At 69.8% G+C, this 17,730-nt stretch carries 18 protein-coding genes; 6 read left to right on the forward strand and 12 right to left on the reverse strand.

All coding sequences use genetic code 11. The annotated features are described in order from the left end of the window. The first annotated feature begins 1 nt into the window (after position 1). Positions 2–1,075 carry a homoserine O-acetyltransferase gene (locus ACFYRH_RS33075; protein WP_387783514.1) on the forward strand — a complete coding sequence of 358 codons (1,074 nt, stop codon included), beginning with the start codon at positions 2–4 and terminating at the stop codon, positions 1,073–1,075. Here the strand turns inward: ACFYRH_RS33075 and ACFYRH_RS33080 are convergent. After that, positions 1,032–1,553, reverse strand: a complete 522-nt coding sequence (locus ACFYRH_RS33080) for a dihydrofolate reductase family protein (RefSeq protein WP_387783517.1) — start codon at positions 1,551–1,553, stop codon at positions 1,032–1,034. The two genes, ACFYRH_RS33075 and ACFYRH_RS33080, sit on opposite strands and share 44 nt — an antisense overlap. Before the next feature lie 75 nt (positions 1,554–1,628). On the opposite strand from ACFYRH_RS33080, the gene ACFYRH_RS33085 reads away from it, so the two are divergent. Both ACFYRH_RS33085 and ACFYRH_RS33090 read left to right on the forward strand, forming a co-directional pair. Then, positions 1,629–2,489 (forward strand): LysR family transcriptional regulator, encoded by an 861-nt coding sequence (locus ACFYRH_RS33085; protein WP_387783519.1) that lies wholly within the window; start codon positions 1,629–1,631, stop codon positions 2,487–2,489. Between the two features lie 35 nt (positions 2,490–2,524). Beyond that, a complete protein-coding gene (locus ACFYRH_RS33090; protein WP_387783521.1) occupies positions 2,525–3,265 on the forward strand; it encodes a hypothetical protein in 741 nt (246 codons plus the stop codon). Here ACFYRH_RS33090 and ACFYRH_RS33095 read toward each other — a convergent pair. The 3 genes from ACFYRH_RS33095 to ACFYRH_RS33105 form a co-directional block, all read right to left on the reverse strand. Further along, positions 3,243–4,145, reverse strand: a complete 903-nt coding sequence (locus ACFYRH_RS33095) for an alpha/beta hydrolase (RefSeq protein ID WP_387783524.1) — start codon at positions 4,143–4,145, stop codon at positions 3,243–3,245. The two genes, ACFYRH_RS33090 and ACFYRH_RS33095, sit on opposite strands and share 23 nt — an antisense overlap. Further along, positions 4,142–4,669, reverse strand: coding sequence for a hypothetical protein (locus ACFYRH_RS33100; RefSeq protein WP_387783527.1), 528 nt, complete (start codon positions 4,667–4,669; stop codon positions 4,142–4,144). Before ACFYRH_RS33100 ends, ACFYRH_RS33095 begins: the two co-directional genes overlap by 4 nt. 177 nt (positions 4,670–4,846) lie before the next feature. Next, on the reverse strand, positions 4,847–5,272 hold the full coding sequence (locus tag ACFYRH_RS33105; protein ID WP_387783530.1) for a MarR family winged helix-turn-helix transcriptional regulator: 426 nt from the start codon (positions 5,270–5,272) through the stop codon (positions 4,847–4,849). 152 nt (positions 5,273–5,424) lie between these two features. Between ACFYRH_RS33105 and ACFYRH_RS33110 the strand changes: the two genes are divergently transcribed. Genes ACFYRH_RS33110 through ACFYRH_RS33120 form a run of 3 tightly spaced genes read left to right on the forward strand, consistent with a single transcriptional unit; the run spans position 5,425 to position 11,166 of the window. Further along, positions 5,425–7,317: an ABC transporter ATP-binding protein gene (locus ACFYRH_RS33110; protein ID WP_387783533.1), complete on the forward strand. Its 1,893-nt coding sequence runs from the start codon at positions 5,425–5,427 to the stop codon at positions 7,315–7,317. Between the two features lie 55 nt (positions 7,318–7,372). Continuing rightward, positions 7,373–9,709: a glycoside hydrolase N-terminal domain-containing protein gene (locus ACFYRH_RS33115; RefSeq protein WP_387783535.1), complete on the forward strand. Its 2,337-nt coding sequence runs from the start codon at positions 7,373–7,375 to the stop codon at positions 9,707–9,709. Then, positions 9,706–11,166 (forward strand): FGGY-family carbohydrate kinase, encoded by a 1,461-nt coding sequence (locus ACFYRH_RS33120; protein ID WP_387783537.1) that lies wholly within the window; start codon positions 9,706–9,708, stop codon positions 11,164–11,166. Before ACFYRH_RS33115 ends, ACFYRH_RS33120 begins: the two co-directional genes overlap by 4 nt. A gap of 3 nt (positions 11,167–11,169) precedes the next feature. On the opposite strand, the gene ACFYRH_RS33125 is transcribed toward ACFYRH_RS33120, so the two are convergent. The 8 genes from ACFYRH_RS33125 to ACFYRH_RS33160 all read right to left on the reverse strand — a co-directional run bounded on the left by ACFYRH_RS33125 (position 11,170) and on the right by ACFYRH_RS33160 (position 17,721). Beyond that, positions 11,170–11,907 (reverse strand): SDR family NAD(P)-dependent oxidoreductase, encoded by a 738-nt coding sequence (locus ACFYRH_RS33125; protein ID WP_387783539.1) that lies wholly within the window; start codon positions 11,905–11,907, stop codon positions 11,170–11,172. 333 nt (positions 11,908–12,240) lie between these two features. Next, positions 12,241–12,447 carry an antitoxin gene (locus ACFYRH_RS33130; protein WP_387783541.1) on the reverse strand — a complete coding sequence of 69 codons (207 nt, stop codon included), beginning with the start codon at positions 12,445–12,447 and terminating at the stop codon, positions 12,241–12,243. An 89-nt stretch (positions 12,448–12,536) separates the two neighbouring features. Then, on the reverse strand, positions 12,537–13,292 hold the full coding sequence (locus ACFYRH_RS33135) for an isocitrate lyase/phosphoenolpyruvate mutase family protein (RefSeq protein WP_387783543.1): 756 nt from the start codon (positions 13,290–13,292) through the stop codon (positions 12,537–12,539). Beyond that, the gene (locus ACFYRH_RS33140; RefSeq protein WP_387783545.1) at positions 13,292–14,242 is read right to left on the reverse strand and encodes a sigma-70 family RNA polymerase sigma factor; all 951 of its coding nucleotides are present in this window, start codon (positions 14,240–14,242) and stop codon (positions 13,292–13,294) included. The genes ACFYRH_RS33135 and ACFYRH_RS33140 overlap by 1 nt, the downstream gene beginning before the upstream one ends. After that, positions 14,239–15,585 carry a DHA2 family efflux MFS transporter permease subunit gene (locus tag ACFYRH_RS33145; RefSeq protein WP_387783547.1) on the reverse strand — a complete coding sequence of 449 codons (1,347 nt, stop codon included), beginning with the start codon at positions 15,583–15,585 and terminating at the stop codon, positions 14,239–14,241. The genes ACFYRH_RS33140 and ACFYRH_RS33145 overlap by 4 nt, the downstream gene beginning before the upstream one ends. Before the next feature lie 131 nt (positions 15,586–15,716). After that, the gene (locus ACFYRH_RS33150; RefSeq protein ID WP_387783549.1) at positions 15,717–16,436 is read right to left on the reverse strand and encodes an anti-sigma factor domain-containing protein; all 720 of its coding nucleotides are present in this window, start codon (positions 16,434–16,436) and stop codon (positions 15,717–15,719) included. Beyond that, a complete protein-coding gene (sigK, locus tag ACFYRH_RS33155) occupies positions 16,433–17,044 on the reverse strand; it encodes an ECF RNA polymerase sigma factor SigK (protein ID WP_387783550.1) in 612 nt (203 codons plus the stop codon). The genes ACFYRH_RS33150 and sigK overlap by 4 nt, the downstream gene beginning before the upstream one ends. Positions 17,045–17,046: 2 nt before the next feature. Next, a complete protein-coding gene (locus tag ACFYRH_RS33160; protein WP_387783552.1) occupies positions 17,047–17,721 on the reverse strand; it encodes a fasciclin domain-containing protein in 675 nt (224 codons plus the stop codon). Positions 17,722–17,730: the final 9 nt, after the last annotated feature.

Here is a 17,730-nt window from a genome sequence, read left to right on the forward strand (position 1 = left end):
CGTGAAGCAGTTCGCCGAGGTCGGGGACCTGTCGCTGGACAGCCGTACATCGCTTCCCGGTGTCCGCATCGCCTACGAGACCTGGGGCCGGCTGAACGCTGCCCGGGACAACGCCGTACTGATCTGCCACGCGCTCACCGGTGATGCGCACGTGGTCGGTCCGGCCGGTCCCGGGCAGCCGACAGCGGGTTGGTGGGACGGGCTGACCGGCTACCTCGACCCGGCGGACTGGTACGTCGTCGCCGCCAACGTGCTCGGTGGTTGCCAGGGAACCACTGGTCCGGCCACGACGGCCCCGGACGGGCGAGCCTGGGGGAGTCGCTTCCCCGCGCTCACCGTTCGGGACCAGGTCGCCGCCGAGGCCGCGCTCACCGACGCGTTGGAGATCGACCGTTGGGCCGCCGTGATCGGCGGCTCGATGGGCGGGATGCGCGCACTGGAATGGCCGCTGATGTACCCGGACCGCGTCGGTACCTCGGTCGTGCTCGCCTCCACTGGCGCCGCCTCGGCCGAGCAGATCGCCTGGTGCGCACCGCAGCTCGCGGCGATCACGTCCGATCCCGACTGGCAGGGCGGCGACTACTACGACACTGGGCGTACGCCGACCGCGGGCCTCGGCATCGCCCGCCGGATCGCGCACATCACCTACCGCTCGGAGTACGAACTCGCTGCCCGCTTCGGCCGCGATCCGCAGCCCGGCGAGGACCCCGCCACCGGCGGCCGCTACGCGGTGGAGTCCTACCTGGACCACCACGCCGCCAAGCTCACCCACCGCTTCGACCCCGGCTCGTACGTCGTCCTGACCCGGGCCATGAATTCCCACGACATCACCCGCGATCGGGGCGACCTGACCACCACGCTCGGCCGGCTGACGTCACGCTTGGTCGTGGCCGCCGTCGACTCGGACCGCCTCTACCCGCCCGCGCAGTCCGAAGCCCTGGCCGTCGCCGCGGGCGTTCCGCTGCACACCATCACGTCCCCTTACGGCCACGACGGCTTCCTGATCGAACTCGACCAGGTCGGCAGCCTGATCAGTTCAGTACTTCGAAGCGGAAGTTCAACCCTTCGGCGGTAAGGACCTTCAGCCTCGTCGGCTGCACGCCAGGACTGTCGTAGAAGCGGATGCCTTCGCCCAGCAACACCGGAGTGATGTGCAGGACGATCTCGTCGACGAGCCCCGCTTCCAGCGCCAGCCGCGGTACGGCGCCGCCGGTCACCACGAGATTCTTGCCACCGGCGTCCGCAAGCCCACCGGCCACGACGTCGCGGATGTCGCCGGAGACGTAGGTGAACTCGGGGATCGGGTTGGTCGCCGGGTCTTTGCGCGTGTAGATCAGGATCGGTCCGGTCCACGCCCCGCCGTACGGGCGGTTCTCGCCGACCGTCTCGACGCGTTTGCCACCGCACAGGAACGCGCCGGTGGTCGCGATCACCTCGGCGCCGAGTCCGGACGGCCCGCCGTCCGCGAGGAACATCCAGTCGACGGCGCCGTCCCGGTCCGCGATGAAGCCGTCGAGGGACATCGTCATGTGCCAGATCACTCTGCCGGTCATGCGTCCACCGTGCCTGCCGCAGAATCCATGCGTCCAATGCCAATCCGGCCGCGAACACATCGATAACATCGATACATGCTCGATCTCGTCCGGTTGCGGGTGCTGGCCGCGGTCGCCGCGCACGGTTCGGTCACCGCGGCGGCCGCGGCACTGCACTACACCCAGCCGACCGTCAGCCATCACCTTGCTCGCCTCGAAGCGGCGACCGGCGCCAAGCTGTTGCAGAAGGTCGGTCGCGGCGTCCGTCTCACGCCCGAAGGTGAGGTGCTCGCCCGCCGCGCCACGGAGATCATCGGCCGGGTCGACGCGGCCGATGCCGAGCTCGCCGAACTGGTCGGCCTGCGCTCCGGCCGGGTCCGGGTCGGCGCCTTCAGCTCGGCCCTGAGCGTGCTCGTCCCACCGGCCGCCGCCGAGCTCCGCCGCGCGCACCCGAACCTCGAGCTGGAGCTCACCGACGTCCACCCCCGGATCGCCACCCACCAGCTGCGCGCCGGCGACCTCGATCTCGCGATCGTGTTCCGGTACGACGACGCGCTGCCCGAGGACGGTCTGCGCTACACCCACCTTCGCGACGACCCGGTGCACCTGCTCAGCCGGCGTACCGGTGAGACTCTCGCCGACCACCGGGACTCGGACTGGATCGCAGGCTGTGTGAACTGCCGGCGTGAGCTCCTCGACCACTGCGCGGACGCGGGATTCACCCCGCGGATCGCGTTCACCAGCGACGACATCATCGTCAAGCAGGCCTTCGTCGCGGCTGGTCTCGGCGTCACCACGATGCCCGCGCTGGCGCTCCGGTCGCATCTCGCCGAAGGGGTCCGGACCAGTGTGTTGCCGATCGTCCGCCGGATCCACCTCGCGACGTACGGCGAACCTCCCGAACCACCGGCCACGGCAGCCTTCATTGCAGCCCTGAAACGAGTCACACTGGGGTAGCGGGGCCGCTGCGACTCCGGTTGGAGGTCCCTGCGATGGGGCACTTGGTGAGCATGGTGGACGTCGAGCTGCGGTATGTGCGGATCTGGCGAGCGGCCGTGGGCGTGCTGGTGGCGATCGGCGTGATCACCTCGCTGGTGTTCGTCGCACCGGCGACCAATCTGGCGGCCTTCCTGGTCGCCGGACTGACGGTCGGGGCCGTTTGCCTGAGTCTCGGGCTCGGTCGTGACCTACCGTCCGGGGACCTGGTCCAGATGGTTCCGCGCTGGGCCGTGCTCGGCGGGCTCGGCGTGCTCGCGATCTGCGGGTACGCCGCCGCGGTCGGCGCGCGCACCCTCGCCCTGCTGCTCCTGGTGGGCGGTGTCTCCCCACCTGTCGTCGGCTGGCTGCGCTCGGGCCGCGCCGACCGGCCGCCGCGGCGGCTGCGCCGGCGCCCGCCGATCAAGTTGCCCAAGGCATCGAGTCGGAGGCTGGCCGCCGTCCGGGCCGACAGCCGTCCCGGGACCGAGTGGCCGATGCCGAAGTACCTGGCGGCCGTGGTGCGGAGCGTCGGCGAGCTGAGCGACGAGGAGCTCTGCCTGGCGTGGCGCCGCAGTTTCACCCAGCTCCAGCGGGCCTTGGCTCCCGACCGGCGGCAGGCCATGGTCGACGTACGGCGGGCGTACCTGGACGAACTCGAGCGCCGGCATCCCGACTCGTTCGCGAGCTGGCTCGCCTCCAACCCGCGTGCCGCCGGCGACCCGGCGCGGTTCTTCACCCACCGCGCCGACCACTGAAGGCGCGCAGGTCGGCCCCGATCAGCTCCACCGCGTGCCGCCCGGCCGACAGGGCGGCGGGGAAGTTGAGGAACGCGTGCATGGTGTCGGCGTACTCGACCAGCCGCGTCGGTACGCCGTCCCGCGCGAGGCGATCCGCGTACGCCAGTGCATCGTCGCGCAACGAGTCCCGACCGGCCGCGAGTACCAGGGCCGGCGGCAGACCGGCGAGCGTGCTCGCGCGCAGCGGTACGGCGGTCGGCGGCGCATCGTCCGTCGGGAAATACCACTCGTGCCAGTCCGCGTCCGGATGCAGATCGAGCGTCGGATAGCAGAGGATCTGCCGGTCGGGGAGCGGGGTGCCCTCGTCGCGCGCGAGCAGGCAGGCACCGGCGGCCAGCGCGGCACCTGCGCTCTGCCCGCCCACCACGATCCGTCCGTCGCCATTCAGCTCGTGAACGTGCTCGCGGATCCAAGCGAGCGTGTCGTGGACGTCGTGGAGCCCCGCCGGATAGGGGTCCTCGGGGGCCAGCCGATAGTTCAATGAGAGCACGGTGACATCACCGGCGACGGCGATCCCGGAGGCCGCATACTCGATGTCGCGCAGGTGCCCGCCGATGAATCCCCCGCCGTGCAGCCACAGCACGATCGGCCGGGGGCCTGCCGACATCCGGTAGCTGCGAGCCGCCAGGGACCGGCCCGGCAGCTCGATGGTGAGGTCCTCGACAGTTGCCCGCGGATCAACCAGGCCCGCGACCTCCGGGTCGGGGAGGTCCTCGCGGTCCAGAAGGAGTGCCTGGTAGGCGTCCAGGGTCGGGTCTGCCGGTTGGTTGGCGAGGTGCTTCAGCAGCGCGTCGGTCTCCGGACCGTACGTCGGGCTGTCGACGAGCTCGGCCCTCACGCGGCCACCGGCTGCAGGTGGCGGGCGGCGTGCGCGAAGAGGAACCCGTCCGGCGTCGTACACACGTACTCGGCCAAGGCGCCGATCCCGCCGTCGAACCCGGCCCCGGTCGACGGGTCTGCCCAGGTCTGCTCGTCGTACTGCTCGATCTCGGCCACCAATGCGGCGCCGACGCTGCGGAACCGGTGCAGCACAAGCTCGGACGGGATCCGCCGTCCGGCCTCGACCCCGCCGAGGTTGAGTGCACGGCCGATCTCGGCGGTCTCCCAGCGCGGATCGAGGCTCCAGTGCAGACGTCCCGCCCGGGCGTCGCGGAGTACAGCGAGATTGATCTCGTCCCACATCAGGACGTGCGCGACGAGATCGTGGAGGGAGTCGCAGAAGTCGCCGAGCGGTCCGGCGCTGACGTCGTACGGCGCTCGCAGCTGGTCCTCACGCTGTCCTTCGACCCGGTTCAGCAACAGTCGCTGGTCGCGCCGGATCAGCTCGGCAGCCTGCGCCGGCATGGTTGTCGGTGTTCGCATACCGACAACCAATCAGGCCCACAGACCCGGCCCAGCTGGATTGCGCAAAGTCCGCAATCCATCGCGCCTGACCCGAGCTTGGGGAGGATCATCCGCCCGTATCGGGCACCGATCCTCCCCAAGCCCGCACGTCAGCCCGGCGTACGTCGGCCACGGGCGGGTGGCGGTGCGCATGGGTCAGTCCTCGGCGAGGGTTTGGAGGAGGGTGATCAGGGTCTGTTGTTCGGCCTCGGTCAGGCGGGACAGTTGGCTGACCATCACGTCGCGGCGTTTCGCGCGCAGGGTTGCGAGGATCTGGCGGCCGTCGGGGGTGAGGTCCACGAGGGTTGCGCGGCGGTCGTGCGGGTCCGGTTGACGGGCCACCAGACCGGCTGACTCGAGGTCGTCGACGACCGAGGTCGCCGAGCGGGGCACGATGCCCAGCCGGGCCGCGAGTTCGCTCAGGCGCAGCGTCTGTTCGGCGTTGTCCAAGGTCCGTAGGACGCGGAACTGCCCGTGCGTGACGCTGTCGCCGAAGCCTTCCCGGGACGCCCGCCGCTGCCGCCGGACGATCCGGTCCAGCAACCCGGCAATCTGCTCGGCGGCGTCGTCAGGCGCAGTCATGTGCAGAGCTTAGGGCGTGTCTCCCAATCCCCCGCCTACTGCGCGGCACTCGGTGTGGCACCTCGGCGCGGGGGAACAAACGGGCATGTTGTGAGGTTGACTCATAGTGAGTTAAGCTCAGTAATGTCCGACTGCCCAACGGAAGGATCCGCATGTCACAGCTGTCCGGACTTCCGGGTGGGGGAGGCGGCGGCGGGCGGGCGATGCGCTCGCTCCTGAAGGACTCCTCCGTCCGGCACCACAAACTCTCCGCGGGTACCCTGCGCCGCATCCTCGGCTTCGCCCGCCCGTACCGCGGCTTCCTGGCCGCGTTCCTCGTCCTGGTCGCGCTCGACGCCGGCACCGGAGCGGTCACGCCGCTGCTGTTCCGCGCGATCATCGACAAGGGCATCGTCCCGGGCCATGCCCAGGTCGTCGTCTGGCTCGCCCTCGTCGTCGCCGCGCTCGCCCTCGCGAACGGCGCGATCACCCTGGCCGAGCGGTGGTTCTCGGCGCGGATCGGTGAAGGTCTCGTGTACGACCTGCGCACCGCCGTCTTCGACCACGTCCAGCAACTCCCGGTCGCGTTCTTCAGCCGTACCCAGACCGGTGCCCTCATCCAGCGGCTGAACGGCGACGTCCTCGGCGCCCAGCAGGCGTTCACCTCGACGCTGTCGAACGTCGTGAGCAACCTGCTCAGCGTCGCTCTCGTGCTCGGCGCGATGTTCGTGATGTCCTGGCAGATCACGCTGCTCGCGCTCGTCGTCCTCCCACTCTTCGTGATCCCGGCCCGGTTGCTCGCCGGAAAGTTGCGCGAGGCGACGGCCGAGACCTACAAGCTGAACGCCACGATGGCGCAGACCATGACCGAGCGCTTCAACGTCGCCGGGGCGGTGCTCGCCAAGGTGTTCGGCCGTACCCAGGACTCCTCGAAGGACTTCGCCGGCAAGGCCGCCCGGGTCCGCGACATCGGCGTCACCACCGCGATGTACGCCAGCGTCTTCCGCGTCTCGCTCACGTTGGTCGCCGCGCTCGCGGTCGCCCTGGTGTACGGCGTCGGCGGTGTGTTCGCCGTCGAGGGAGCGCTCGGCATCGGTACGGTCGTCGCGCTCACGGCGTACCTGAACCGGCTCTACGGGCCGTTGACCGCGTTGTCCAACATCCAGGTCGACGTGATGACCACGCTGGTCAGCTTCGAGCGGGTGCTCGAGGTGCTCGACCTCCCGCCGATGGTTGCCGACCGCAAGGATGCCGTGAAGCTCCCGGCGACTGCCGAGCCGTCGATCGAGTTCGACCACGTGTCGTTCCACTACCCGTCCGCCGCGGACGTCTCGCTCGCCTCGCTGGAGTCGGTCGCGACGCTGTCGGCCGAGACCGGGGAAGAGGTTCTCGAGGACGTCACGTTCACCGTCGAGCCCGGCCAGATGGTCGCGGTCGTGGGTCCGTCCGGTGCCGGCAAGTCGACGCTGTCGTCGCTGGTTTCCCGGATGTACGACGCCACGGGCGGAGCCGTCCTGGTCGGCGGTCACGATGTCCGGGAAGTCACCCAGAGCTCGCTGCGCGCGGCGATCGGTGTGGTCACCCAGGACTCGCACATGTATCACGACACGATCCGATCGAACCTGCTCCTCGCGCGTCCCGACGCCACCGACGACGACCTGCACGGGGCCCTGGAAGCGGCGCAGATCGCGGCGCTCGTCAACAGCCTGCCCGACGGTCTCGACACCGTGGTCGGCGATCGCGGGTACCGACTGTCCGGAGGCGAGCGGCAGCGTCTCGCGATCGCCCGGTTGCTGCTCAAGTCGCCGTCGATCGTGATCCTCGACGAGGCCACGGCACACCTGGACTCCGAGTCCGAGGCCGCCGTCCAGACGGCGCTCGCGAATGCGCTCGTCGGCCGTACGTCGCTGGTGATCGCGCACCGCCTGTCCACGATCCGCAACGCCGACGTCATCCTGGTCCTCGACGAGGGCCGCATCCAGGAACGCGGTACCCACGAGCAGCTCCTCGCGCGGGGCGGCCTGTACGCCGACCTCTACGCGACCCAGTTCGCCAAGGCCGCCTGACCGAGAGCTGGACCCCCGGTCGCGCCGCGGGCGTCCGGCGGGGGAGGATCCTCCCATGAGAGATCGGATGACTGCGGCCGCCACCGAGCTGACGTACGACGCTCCCGCGGCGGACTGGCTCGAGGCGTTGCCGGTGGGGAACGGACGGATCGGGGCGATGTGCTTCGGCGGGCCCGTGCGGGACCGGATCGCCCTGAACGACGAGACCTGCTGGTCAGGCGGCCCGGAGACCACGCGCCGGCTCGCCACGCCACTCGGCGAGTTCGGGTCCGCGGCGGTCGATCGGGTGCGGGCAGCCGTGGCCGCGGGCGACGTACGGAAGGCTGAGGAGCTCGCGCACGGGTTCCACAGTGGGTATTCGCAGGCGTACCTGCCGCTCGGTGACCTGGTGCTCGACTTCCAGCTCGACGGCGAGGTCACGCAGTACCGTCGGCGCCTCGATCTGGACTCGGCGGTGGCTCGTGCCGAGTACGAGGTGGGCGGGGTCGCGGTGTGGCAGGAAGTGTTCGTGAGCGCACCGGCGCAGGCATTGATCCTACGTCTGGGTTCCTCGCAACCACTCACCGTCACGCTCCGCCTCACCTCGCAACTCCGGGCCGGGACCGAAGCCGTCGGCGACAACGGACTCGCGCTGCTCGCTGTCTGCCCGTCGTCGGTCGCGCCTCCGCACGGCGATGTCGACGAACCGATCCAGTACTCCGACGGCGACGACCGCGGCATGAGCGCAGCGGCTGTCCTGCGCGCGCAGACCGACGGCGCACTCCAGCCGACCGACGAAGCGCTGACGATCGCCAACGCCACCGATCTCACCGTCGCGCTGTCCACCGCCACCGGCTATGTAGACCCGCACACCGCCCCGGCCAAGACGCCGGCCGAGTGCCGTGACGCGGCCGACGCAGTCGTTCTCAGCGCGCTGGCGAAAGCCCCGGAAGCCCTGAAGCAGGAGCACGTCGACGACTACCAGGCGCTGTTCCGGCGCTCGGTCCTCACGCTGCCGTCGACCGTCGAGCTGAGCACCGACCGTCGCCTCACGCAGGCAGGCGACGACCCCGGTCTCGCCGCACTGATCTACAACTTCGGCCGCTACCTGATGATCGCCGGCTCCCGTCCCGGTGGCCTGCCCACCAACCTGCAGGGGATCTGGAACGAGCACCTCCGGCCGCCGTGGAGCTCCAACTACACGGTCAACATCAACACCGAGATGAACTACTGGCCCGCCGAGACCACGTCGCTCCCGGAGTGCCACGAGCCGCTCCTGCGGTACGTCGGCGATCTCGCCCGCGCGGGCCGTCGTACCGCGGAGGTCCTGTACGGCGCCAACGGATGGACCGCCCATCACAACGCGGACGCCTGGTGCTGGACCGCTCCGGTCGACGGCAACCCGAAGTGGTCGAACTGGCCGATGGCCGGCGTCTGGTTGTGCCGTCACCTCTGGGACCACTACGCGTTCACCGGCGACCGCGACTACCTTGCCGACGCCTGGCCGGTACTGCGGGGCGCCGCCGAGTTCTGCCTCGACTGGCTGATCGAACTCCCCGACGGCTCGCTCGGCACCGCGCCGTCGACCTCGCCCGAGAACGAGTACATCGCCGCCGACGGCCGCCCGGCGTCGGTCACCACCTCGGCGACGATGGACCTCTCCCTGATCGCCGACCTCTTCGACCGCTGCGCCCAGACCGCGGCCGAGCTCGGCCTGGCCGACCCGCTGATCGACGACCTGGCCGCGGCGCGCAAGCGGATCCCGGACCCGAAGGTCGGCAGTCGCGGTCAGCTTCAGGAATGGCTCGAGGACCTTCCCGAAGCCGAGCCGCTGCACCGCCACACGTCGCACCTGGTCGGGTTGTACCCCGGTGACCAGATCACCCCGGACGGTACGCCGGAACTCGCGGCCGCCGCCGCCCGCACGCTCGAGTTGCGTGGTGAGAAGAGCACCGGCTGGTCGCTCGCCTGGCGGATCTCACTCTGGGCGCGGCTCCGCGACGGCGCCGCCGCGCACCGGCTGGTCCGCGAGCTGCTCACCCCGGCCGGGGACTCCGGTACGGATTACGTCGGCGACGGTTCGGGCCTGTATCCGAACCTGTTCTGCGCGCACCCGCCGTTCCAGATCGACGGCAACTTCGGCGCCACCGCCGGGATCGCGGAGATGCTGCTGCAGAGCCACGCCGGCGAGCTCGAGATCTTCCCCGCGCTGCCCGCGGCCTGGCCAGAGGGTGCGATCACCGGGCTGCGGGCGCGTGGCGGTGTCGCGGTCGACCTGACGTGGTCCAGCGAGGCCGCGAACGCCGTACTCACGGCTGATCGGGACACCACGGTCGTGCTCCGGCACGGGGATCGCCGCGAGGAGGTGTCTCTGACCGCCGGGGTTCCGCACACCTGGACAATGACCGGATGAGCTTCGTCATCGGGGTCGACATCGGAACCGGCAGTACGAAGGCTGTGTTGAGCACGCTGGACGGGGAGGTCGTGGCGGTCGCTCGCCGCGACCACGCCCCGAGCCTGCCGCAGCCGGGCTGGGCCGAAATGGATCCCGAGCGCGACTGGTGGGGCGACGTCGCCGAGGTCCTCACTGAACTGACCGCTACACCGAGAGATGTCGCCGCGGTGTGCGTCTCCGGCCTCGGTCCCTGCGTCGTCCAGACCGACGACGACCTGCGCCCGCGGCGGCCGGCCATCCTGTACGGCGTCGACACCCGATCGACCCGGGAGATCGCCGAGATCACCGAGCAGCTCGGCGCGGACGCGATCCTGGAACGCTGCGGCAAGGACCTGTCCAGCCAGGCGATCGGCCCGAAACTCGCGTGGTTGCGTCGCGAGGCCGGCGCGGCCTGGCGCCCCCAGGACCGCTGGTTCAGCGCGCACTCCTACGTCGTCGCGCGGCTGACCGGCGAGTGGATTCTCGATCACCACACCGCCAGCCAATGCGATCCGTTCTACGACATCCACCGCCAGGACTGGGCGACCGATTGGGTCGAGGCGGTGCTGCCCGGTCTCGCGTTGCCGCGGCTGGTGTGGCCGTCCGAACAGGTCGGTGTGGTGCGCGGAGCGGCCGCCGCGGCCACGGGCCTCCCCATCGGTACGCCGGTCGTCGCGGGGACCGTCGACGCCTGGGCCGAGGCGTTCAGCGTCGGCGTACGACGTCCTGGCGATCTGATGGTGATGTACGGCTCGACGATGTTCTTCGTCCAGGTGCTCGATGCACCGACCAGCGTGCACGGCCTGTGGACGACATCAGGTGTCGAGCCCGGATCACATACCCTGGCCGCCGGTATGGCGACCTCCGGGACGGTCACCACCTGGCTGCAGGAGCTCACTGGCGGTGCGCCCTTCGACACGCTGCTGCAGGAGGCGGCTGCAGTCCCTGCAGGCAGTGAGGGTCTGGTCATGTTGCCGTACTTCAGCGGCGAACGAACGCCGGTCTACGACCCGCTGGCCCGCGGTGTGATCGCGGGCCTGACGCTGCGCCACGGTCGCGGTCACCTGCTGCGCGCGGCGTACGAGGGAATCGCCTGCGGCGTGCGGCAGATCCTCGACATCTTCGGTCCGGCCGACCGGATCGTTGCCGTCGGCGGCGGAACGCAGGGCGGCCTCTGGACCCAGATCGTCAGCGACGTGGCCGGTATCTCCCAGACCGTGCCCGAGCAGACGATCGGCGCCGCGTACGGCGACGCGCTGCTGGCCGCGATCGGAATCGGGGCCGTTGCGCCCGACACGGACTGGACCAGACCACATCACGTTGTCACCCCCGATCCTTCGACCGCGACGCCGTACGCCGAGCTGTTCCAGACGTACGGCGAGCTCTACCCGGCGACCAGGGATCAGGTGCACCGATTGGCCAGGTCGGTGCAGTAGGCATCAGGTCAGATCGCGGACGTGCAAGACCGACCCGTTGTCGAGGTCGCGGTCCAGGAGTGACCAGATGGCGCGGGCCACGGTCTCGGGTTTGGCGAGCTTGCCGTCGGCCGCCATCTCGCGGAAGCGGGTCGACACCGGCACCTGCTCCGGACTGGACGCCCGTAGTTCGGCCTGCATATCGGTGTCGACCGAACCGGGGGACACCGACACGACCTGGCAGCCCGGGCTGCGGCGTCGCTGCTCCAGCCCGACCGTGCGCACCCATTGGTCGATCGCTGCTTTGCCGGCGCAGTAGCTCGATTCGCCTTCGTGCGGTCGTTTCGCCGCGCCGGACGACACCATGATCAGGTGCTTCTCGAAGTCCCCTTCGGCGACCGCGTTCAGAAACGAGTGTCCGAGCACCTGGGCGGCCGCTGAATTCAGCAGCACGTTCCGGGTGTATTGCTCGGTGTCCACCCGGTCCGCGGGACCCAGTGGCGTGAGCGTCCCGGCGTTGTGGATGAAGACGACCAGATCCGGATCACCCGCCTCGATCCGTTGCCTGAAGTCCTTTTCGACGGTCGTCCACGCGTCCGGTGACGCAAGATCCACCGCGACGTGCAAGGCACCGGGCGCCCCGCCACGGCGCGAGATGTCGACCAGTTCCGCGCTCTCGAACGGGACGGTCGCAGCCAGTGCCGCACCCAGGCCCGCCGAAGCCCCCGAGATCCAGATCAGTACGCGGCGCAACGGACTCATGTCATGCCCTCCCCCGAGTGCAGGCATAAATCCAGCGTCATGCAGTTCCCCCCTGCCGACCCAACCCCATCCCCTGGGAGCAGAGCTTACGGCCTGTTTCCCCGTTGGCGAAGACCTCTCAGCGTTTTCACCAACAGCAAGCGGCCGGACACCAGGAAACGTCCAGCAGACTCCCAGCCAAGTTGTTGCCCGGAGCACCTACTCGGTGACCGCGCGCACGCGGTGGTGACTGAGAGCGTACTCAGGAAGCTGAGAGAAAGCTGATCAGAGGCCACCGGAGGGCGGCCGCGGAGTGATCCGCGGCCGCTCGGGTGTGCCGGTTCAGGACAGCGTTCAGGACCCGTCGCCCTGGTCGTCCCCGCCCAGGTTGTCCAGCTGGTCCCGCGCGAAGTCCTTGCCCTGGTCGATCTGGTCGCCGTGCTCGCCACCGGTCTTCTCGTTGGCGAACTCGCCGGCCTTGTCCAGGCCTTCGTCCACCTGGTCGCTGTGCTCCTGCGCCAGGTCGCCGGCCTTGTCCTTCATGTTGTCGAACATACCCATCGTTTCTTCCCCGTTCCGTCGATGGTTGCCTTGCCCTACCTAGTCGCCATTACCCGAAAGTCCGGATCCCACACGGGTCGCGCGCGGATTTATCCGGCAAACGGATTCCGGTCCGCTCGCAGCGCTGGAAGGACGCTGCCGGCGAAGGTTCCGTACAGGTGCCGCTGGAACATCGGCCCGAAGCTGATCCGGGCCACGCCGCGCGCCGAGTAGTCGGCGAGCGAGTTGGTTCCCTGCCCGTAGCCGACGTTCACCGGACCGTCGGTTTCCTTCACCAGCGTGCCGATCAGGTCGAGATCGCCGACACCGATCGGGTACACACAGTCAGCGCCGGCGGCGAGGTACCGGGTCGCACGATCGAGTGCGGTCCGTAACTGTTCCTCCGCCGTACCGGCCTTGCGGACGAAGGCATCGATCCGGGCGTTGATCACCAGCGCGTCGCCCGCGGCGGCGCGAACCGCGGCCAGGAAGTCGGCCTGTTCGGACGGGTCGACCAGCTCGCCGGTCGACGGTTCGGAGTCCTCGAGGTTGAGACCGACGGCGCCGGTGGCGAGGAAGCGTTCGACCAGTTCGGCCGGCGCCAGGCGGTAACCGCGTTCGAAGTCGACAGTGACCGGCACGGCGACCGAGCGTGCGATCTGCGTCGCGGCGGTGAGCACCTCACCAACGGGAGCGTACTCGCCGTCGTCGTACCCGAGAACGGCCGCGGTGGCGTTGCTGCTGGTCGCGACGGCGGGGAATCCGGCGGCTTCGATCAGCCGGGCCGAGGCCGCGTCCCAGGCGTTCGGGACCACGAGTGGTGTGCCGGGGACGTGCAGCCCCCGCAGGGTAGTTGCCAAAGACATCAAGATCTCCGATGGATCAACGGCAGCCCGAAGGCTGGGAACAACGAAGGTTGGTGGAACGCGAGCACCGCCGAGATCCCGGCCCCGGCCAAGGTGAGGACCTTGATCGAGTGCGCGTGGTACGCGTCGTCGGTGCCGCGGATGTAGAGCGCGAAGGCGGGCTGACCGTTCGCCGACGTCTCGACCAGCACCCGTCGGTCCGGCCCGGACCGCAGCTTCGAGTCCAGCAGCCGCAGTACGTCGGTGCGCCCGCTGAACCAGGTCGGGATCGGCGGCATCTCCCACCGCGCGTCCTTGGTGAACAACCCCTCGAGGACGACGAGATCCTTGCTCTCCATCGCTGCCTGGAACTGGTCGAGCAACGCCCGGCGTAACGGCTCGTGCGGCTCGCTCAGCTCGTCCTCCCGCGGTTGCCGCCGGGCCAGCTCGGCGCGGGCCCGCTGCAGCGAGCTGTTCACCGCGGCGGTCGTCGTGTCGAGCAACGAGGCGACCTCCGCGGCCGGCCAGGTGAGCACCTCGCGGAGGATCAGTACGGCGCGTTGCCGCGGCGGAAGGTGTTGCATCGCGGCGACCATCGCCAGTCGCAGGCTCTCCCGGTCGCCGACCACCGTGGCCGGGTCGGCTCCGAGCAACTGGTCCGGGAAGGGCTCCAGCCAAGGGACCTCCAGGGCCTGGGCATGCAACTCGTCCGGATCGTTGCCTGGGGCACCCAGCGCCGACGGGACCACCCGCCGGCTGCTGTGCTGCAAGAGGTTCAGGCACACGTTGGTGGCGATCCGGTACAGCCAGGTCCGGACCGTCGAACGGTGCTCGAAGTCCGCGTGGCCCCGCCAGGCGCGCAGGTACGTCTCCTGGACCGCGTCCTCGGCGTCGTGCAGCGAGCCGAGCATCCGGTAGCAGTGCGCGACCAGTTCGCCCCGGTGCTGCGCGAACTCCTCCTCGAGATTCATCCGGCTCCTTCCACCACCTTCACGGCGCCCGACTCGACCGGCTCGACGGGACCCTTCGGCCGCCGCCGCGCGGCGATCGCGAGGCCCGAGACCGCCCCGAGCAACGACAGTACGCCGCCACCCGCCAGCGCCCGGCTGAATCCGTCCCCGGTGTAGCCGCCGGCCGCGGTGAACACCGACCCGAGCACCGCGACCCCGGCGGCCCCGCCGAGCTGGCGGTTCATGCTGTACAGACCGGACGCGATACCGACCGCCTCCCGCGGCAGCGCTGCCATCGCGGCGCTCTGAGCCGCGGGCATCGCGAGCGAGATCCCGCAGCCGGTGATCACCAGCGGCACGATCAGTTCCCAGTAGTGATCAGCACCGCGACTCACCCAGAACATGCCGCCGGTCTGCAACGCCATACCGATGACGACCAGCGGACGCTCTCCGATGCGGTCGACCAACCGGCCCGCGACCGGCCCGACGATGAACAGCGTCGCCGTCCACGGCAGCAGTTGCAGACCGGCTTCGAACGGGCCCGATCCGAGTACGGCCTGCATGTACTGCGAGAGGAAGAAGACCGCGCTGATCAGCGCCGCGCTCAGGAAGAAGCCGGCCGAGTTCGCCGCGGTGAACGTCCGGTTCCGGAAGAACCCGAGCGGCACCATCGCGTGGTCCGTCCGTCGCTCCCAGAAACCGAACGCCGCCAGCATCACCACTCCGACAGCGAACGCGCCGAGTACTTCGGCACTCGTCCAGCCCGCCGACTCGCCCCGCACGGTGCCCCACACCAGCCCGAGTACGGCGAGACTGATCAGCACCGCACCGACCAGATCGAGCCGCCGCGCCGGGCCGGTGCTCTCCGGGACCTTCGCCAGCACCAGCGCGATCGCGACCACGCCGATCGGAACGTTGATCCAGAAAATCCACTGCCAGGACAATCCCTCGGTCACCGCACCGCCGATCAGTGGCCCACCGAGGACGGCGATACCGGTCACGCCGCTGAACACGCCGATCGCCTGACCGCGCCGCTCCGGCGGGAACGCCGCACCGAGCAGGCCCATCGCCAGTGGCATCACCATCGCCGCCCCCACACCCTGCACGGCCCGCGCCGCGATCAGGAACGGCAGCGACGTCGCCAGTGCGCAAGCGATCGACGACGCGGTGAACAGAGCCAGCCCGGCCGCATAGGTACGCCGTCGGCCCAGGCGGTCGCCGATCGCGGCGGCCGTCATCAGAAGCATCGCGAAACTCAGGCCGTAGGCGTTGACCGTCCACTCCAGCTGCTCGGCGGAAGCGCCGAGATCGCTGCGGATCGTGGTCAGCGCCGCGGCCACCACCAGGGTGTCCAGCGCCACCATGACCGATCCGAGGGAGGTCAGCCCCAGAACCCATCGTTGTTGACTCGTCGTTCGTCCAGAGGATTGCTTCACACCCCTACAGACCAGCGGGAGGTGCCGAACTCATCGGTGCGATGAGGAAGATTTTCGCGTCAGGCCAACGAGATCATCGCGGCTGCCGGGAGTGTCGGCTTGGCGGATCCGCCGTCGGGTTCGACGGTGACGCCGAAGGCAGCCATGCCGGTGGTCGAACCGTCGATCACCGTGGTCAGATCGCCCGTGGCCAGTCCGACCGAGTGGGCGGTCTTCCCGGAGTCGATCATCCACAACTGCCAGATCCGGTCGTGCGGGAGCTTCGGGAGATCCTTCAGGACGACGACCGACTTGTTCGCGGCCGCCGACACCACGACCGTGGCCTGACCGCCACCTTCGACGCCGCCGTGGACCGTCCGGGCATCGGGCTGGGTGAGGACCGCCGCGATCTGCTGGTTGGCCTGTTCCGCAGTGGTCCGGTCCCGGTACTGGTCGATCGCGACGCCGCCGGCGGCCGCCACCACCACAGCTGCCGCTGCCAGCGCGAGCACCGAGCGCCGGCCGACTCTCCGGTCCTTCGACGTGGAGCGTTCGCCGGGGACCTGAGGCGGCAGTTGCCGGACGTTCTCGACCGCGGCCAGTACATTCGCCTTCACCGCGGGCGGCGGCGGTGTCGATACCTGGGTGGCGAGTTTGACCGCGGCCTCACGGAGTTCGGCGACCTCGGTCGTGCAGAAGGCGCACTCGCTCAGGTGTGCCTCGAAGCGGGCCCGCTCGTCGTCCGGCAGCGCGTCGAGAACGTACGGGCCGGTCAGGGTGTGCACATCGGGTTCCGTCATGACGTGTGCCCCTTCGTGGTACCGAGGCAGTCGCGGAGCCGGATCAGGCCGTCGCGCATTCTCGCTTTGATCGTCGGAAGCTTCGCACCGAGCTGCTGGGCCACCTCCGGGTAGGTGTAGCCGTTGTAGTAGGCGAGCTCGATGGACTCGCGCTGCAACTCGGTGAGGGTGCCGAGGCAGCGCCGTACCTGCTCTGCCTCGAGGCGGGTGGAGACCGTGTCGGCGACCTGGTCGAACTCGACCTCGACGGACCTGGCGCCCGCGAGTTCGGTCCGGTCGGCGGCGGCTTGTTCGGAGCGGACCCGGTCCACCGCGCGGCGGTGCGCGATGGTCAGGATCCACGAGTGCGCCGAGCCACGGCCGGCGTCGTACCTGGTCGCCGTCCGCCAGACGTCGAGCATGACCTCCTGGGTGACCTCCTCGGACTGGGCCGGGTTGCGGAGGATCCGGCGGACCAGACCGAACACCCAGGGGGAGACGCGGTCGTAAAGCGCGCTGAACGCGGCGGTGTCACCCGTCGCGGTCAGCGTCAGTAGGTCGGCGTCCGAGGCCCCGCCGGATCGCAGTGGCGATCCGGCGGGCCAAGGCAGCGCGGTGGGTTCGGTCACGATCAGCTGGCCGGCGGCATCAGTACGGAGTCGATGAGGTACACGGTAGCGTTCGCGGTCTTCACGCCGCCGCAGATCACGTTGGCGCCGTTGACCTTGAGCGCGTCGCCCGAGCCGGTCACCGTGAGGTCCTGCTTCTCGACGGTCGGGTGCTTGCCGACGACGGCCATCGGGTCGAGCTGGCCGGCCACCACGTGGTAGGTGAGGATCTTGGTGAGCAGCGCGTCGTTGGTCTTCAGCGTGTTCACGGTGGCCGCGGGGACCTTCGCGAACGCGGCGTCGACCGGCGCGAAGACGGTGAACTCGCCGCCGTTCAGCGTCGACACCAGGTTGACCTTCGGGTTCAGCTTGCCGGACACCGCCGCGACGAGAGTCTTGAGCAAGGGGTTGCCGGACGCGGCGGTCGCGACCGGAGCGGCGGCCATCCCGTCGATCGAGCCGGCGCCGCTCGGGTTCGCCTTGGCGTAGTCGGCGCAGCCCGGGCCGACCATGTCGGCGGCACCGCTCATCGACGGCGACGCGCTCGCCGACGTGGAGTCGCTCATCGACGGCGAACTGGCGGCGCTGCTGGAGGATCCGCTGGAGTTGTTGTCGTCACTGCCCCCACAAGCGGATGCGGTCAGTGCGAGGGCCAGCGCGGTGGCGGCGAGTCCGGCGCGGGTGAGGTGCTTGGACATGAGGTGATC

Origin of the sequence: Kribbella sp. NPDC004875 (genome assembly GCF_042873375.1) — a bacterium.
Lineage (GTDB): Bacteria > Actinomycetota > Actinomycetes > Propionibacteriales > Kribbellaceae > Kribbella.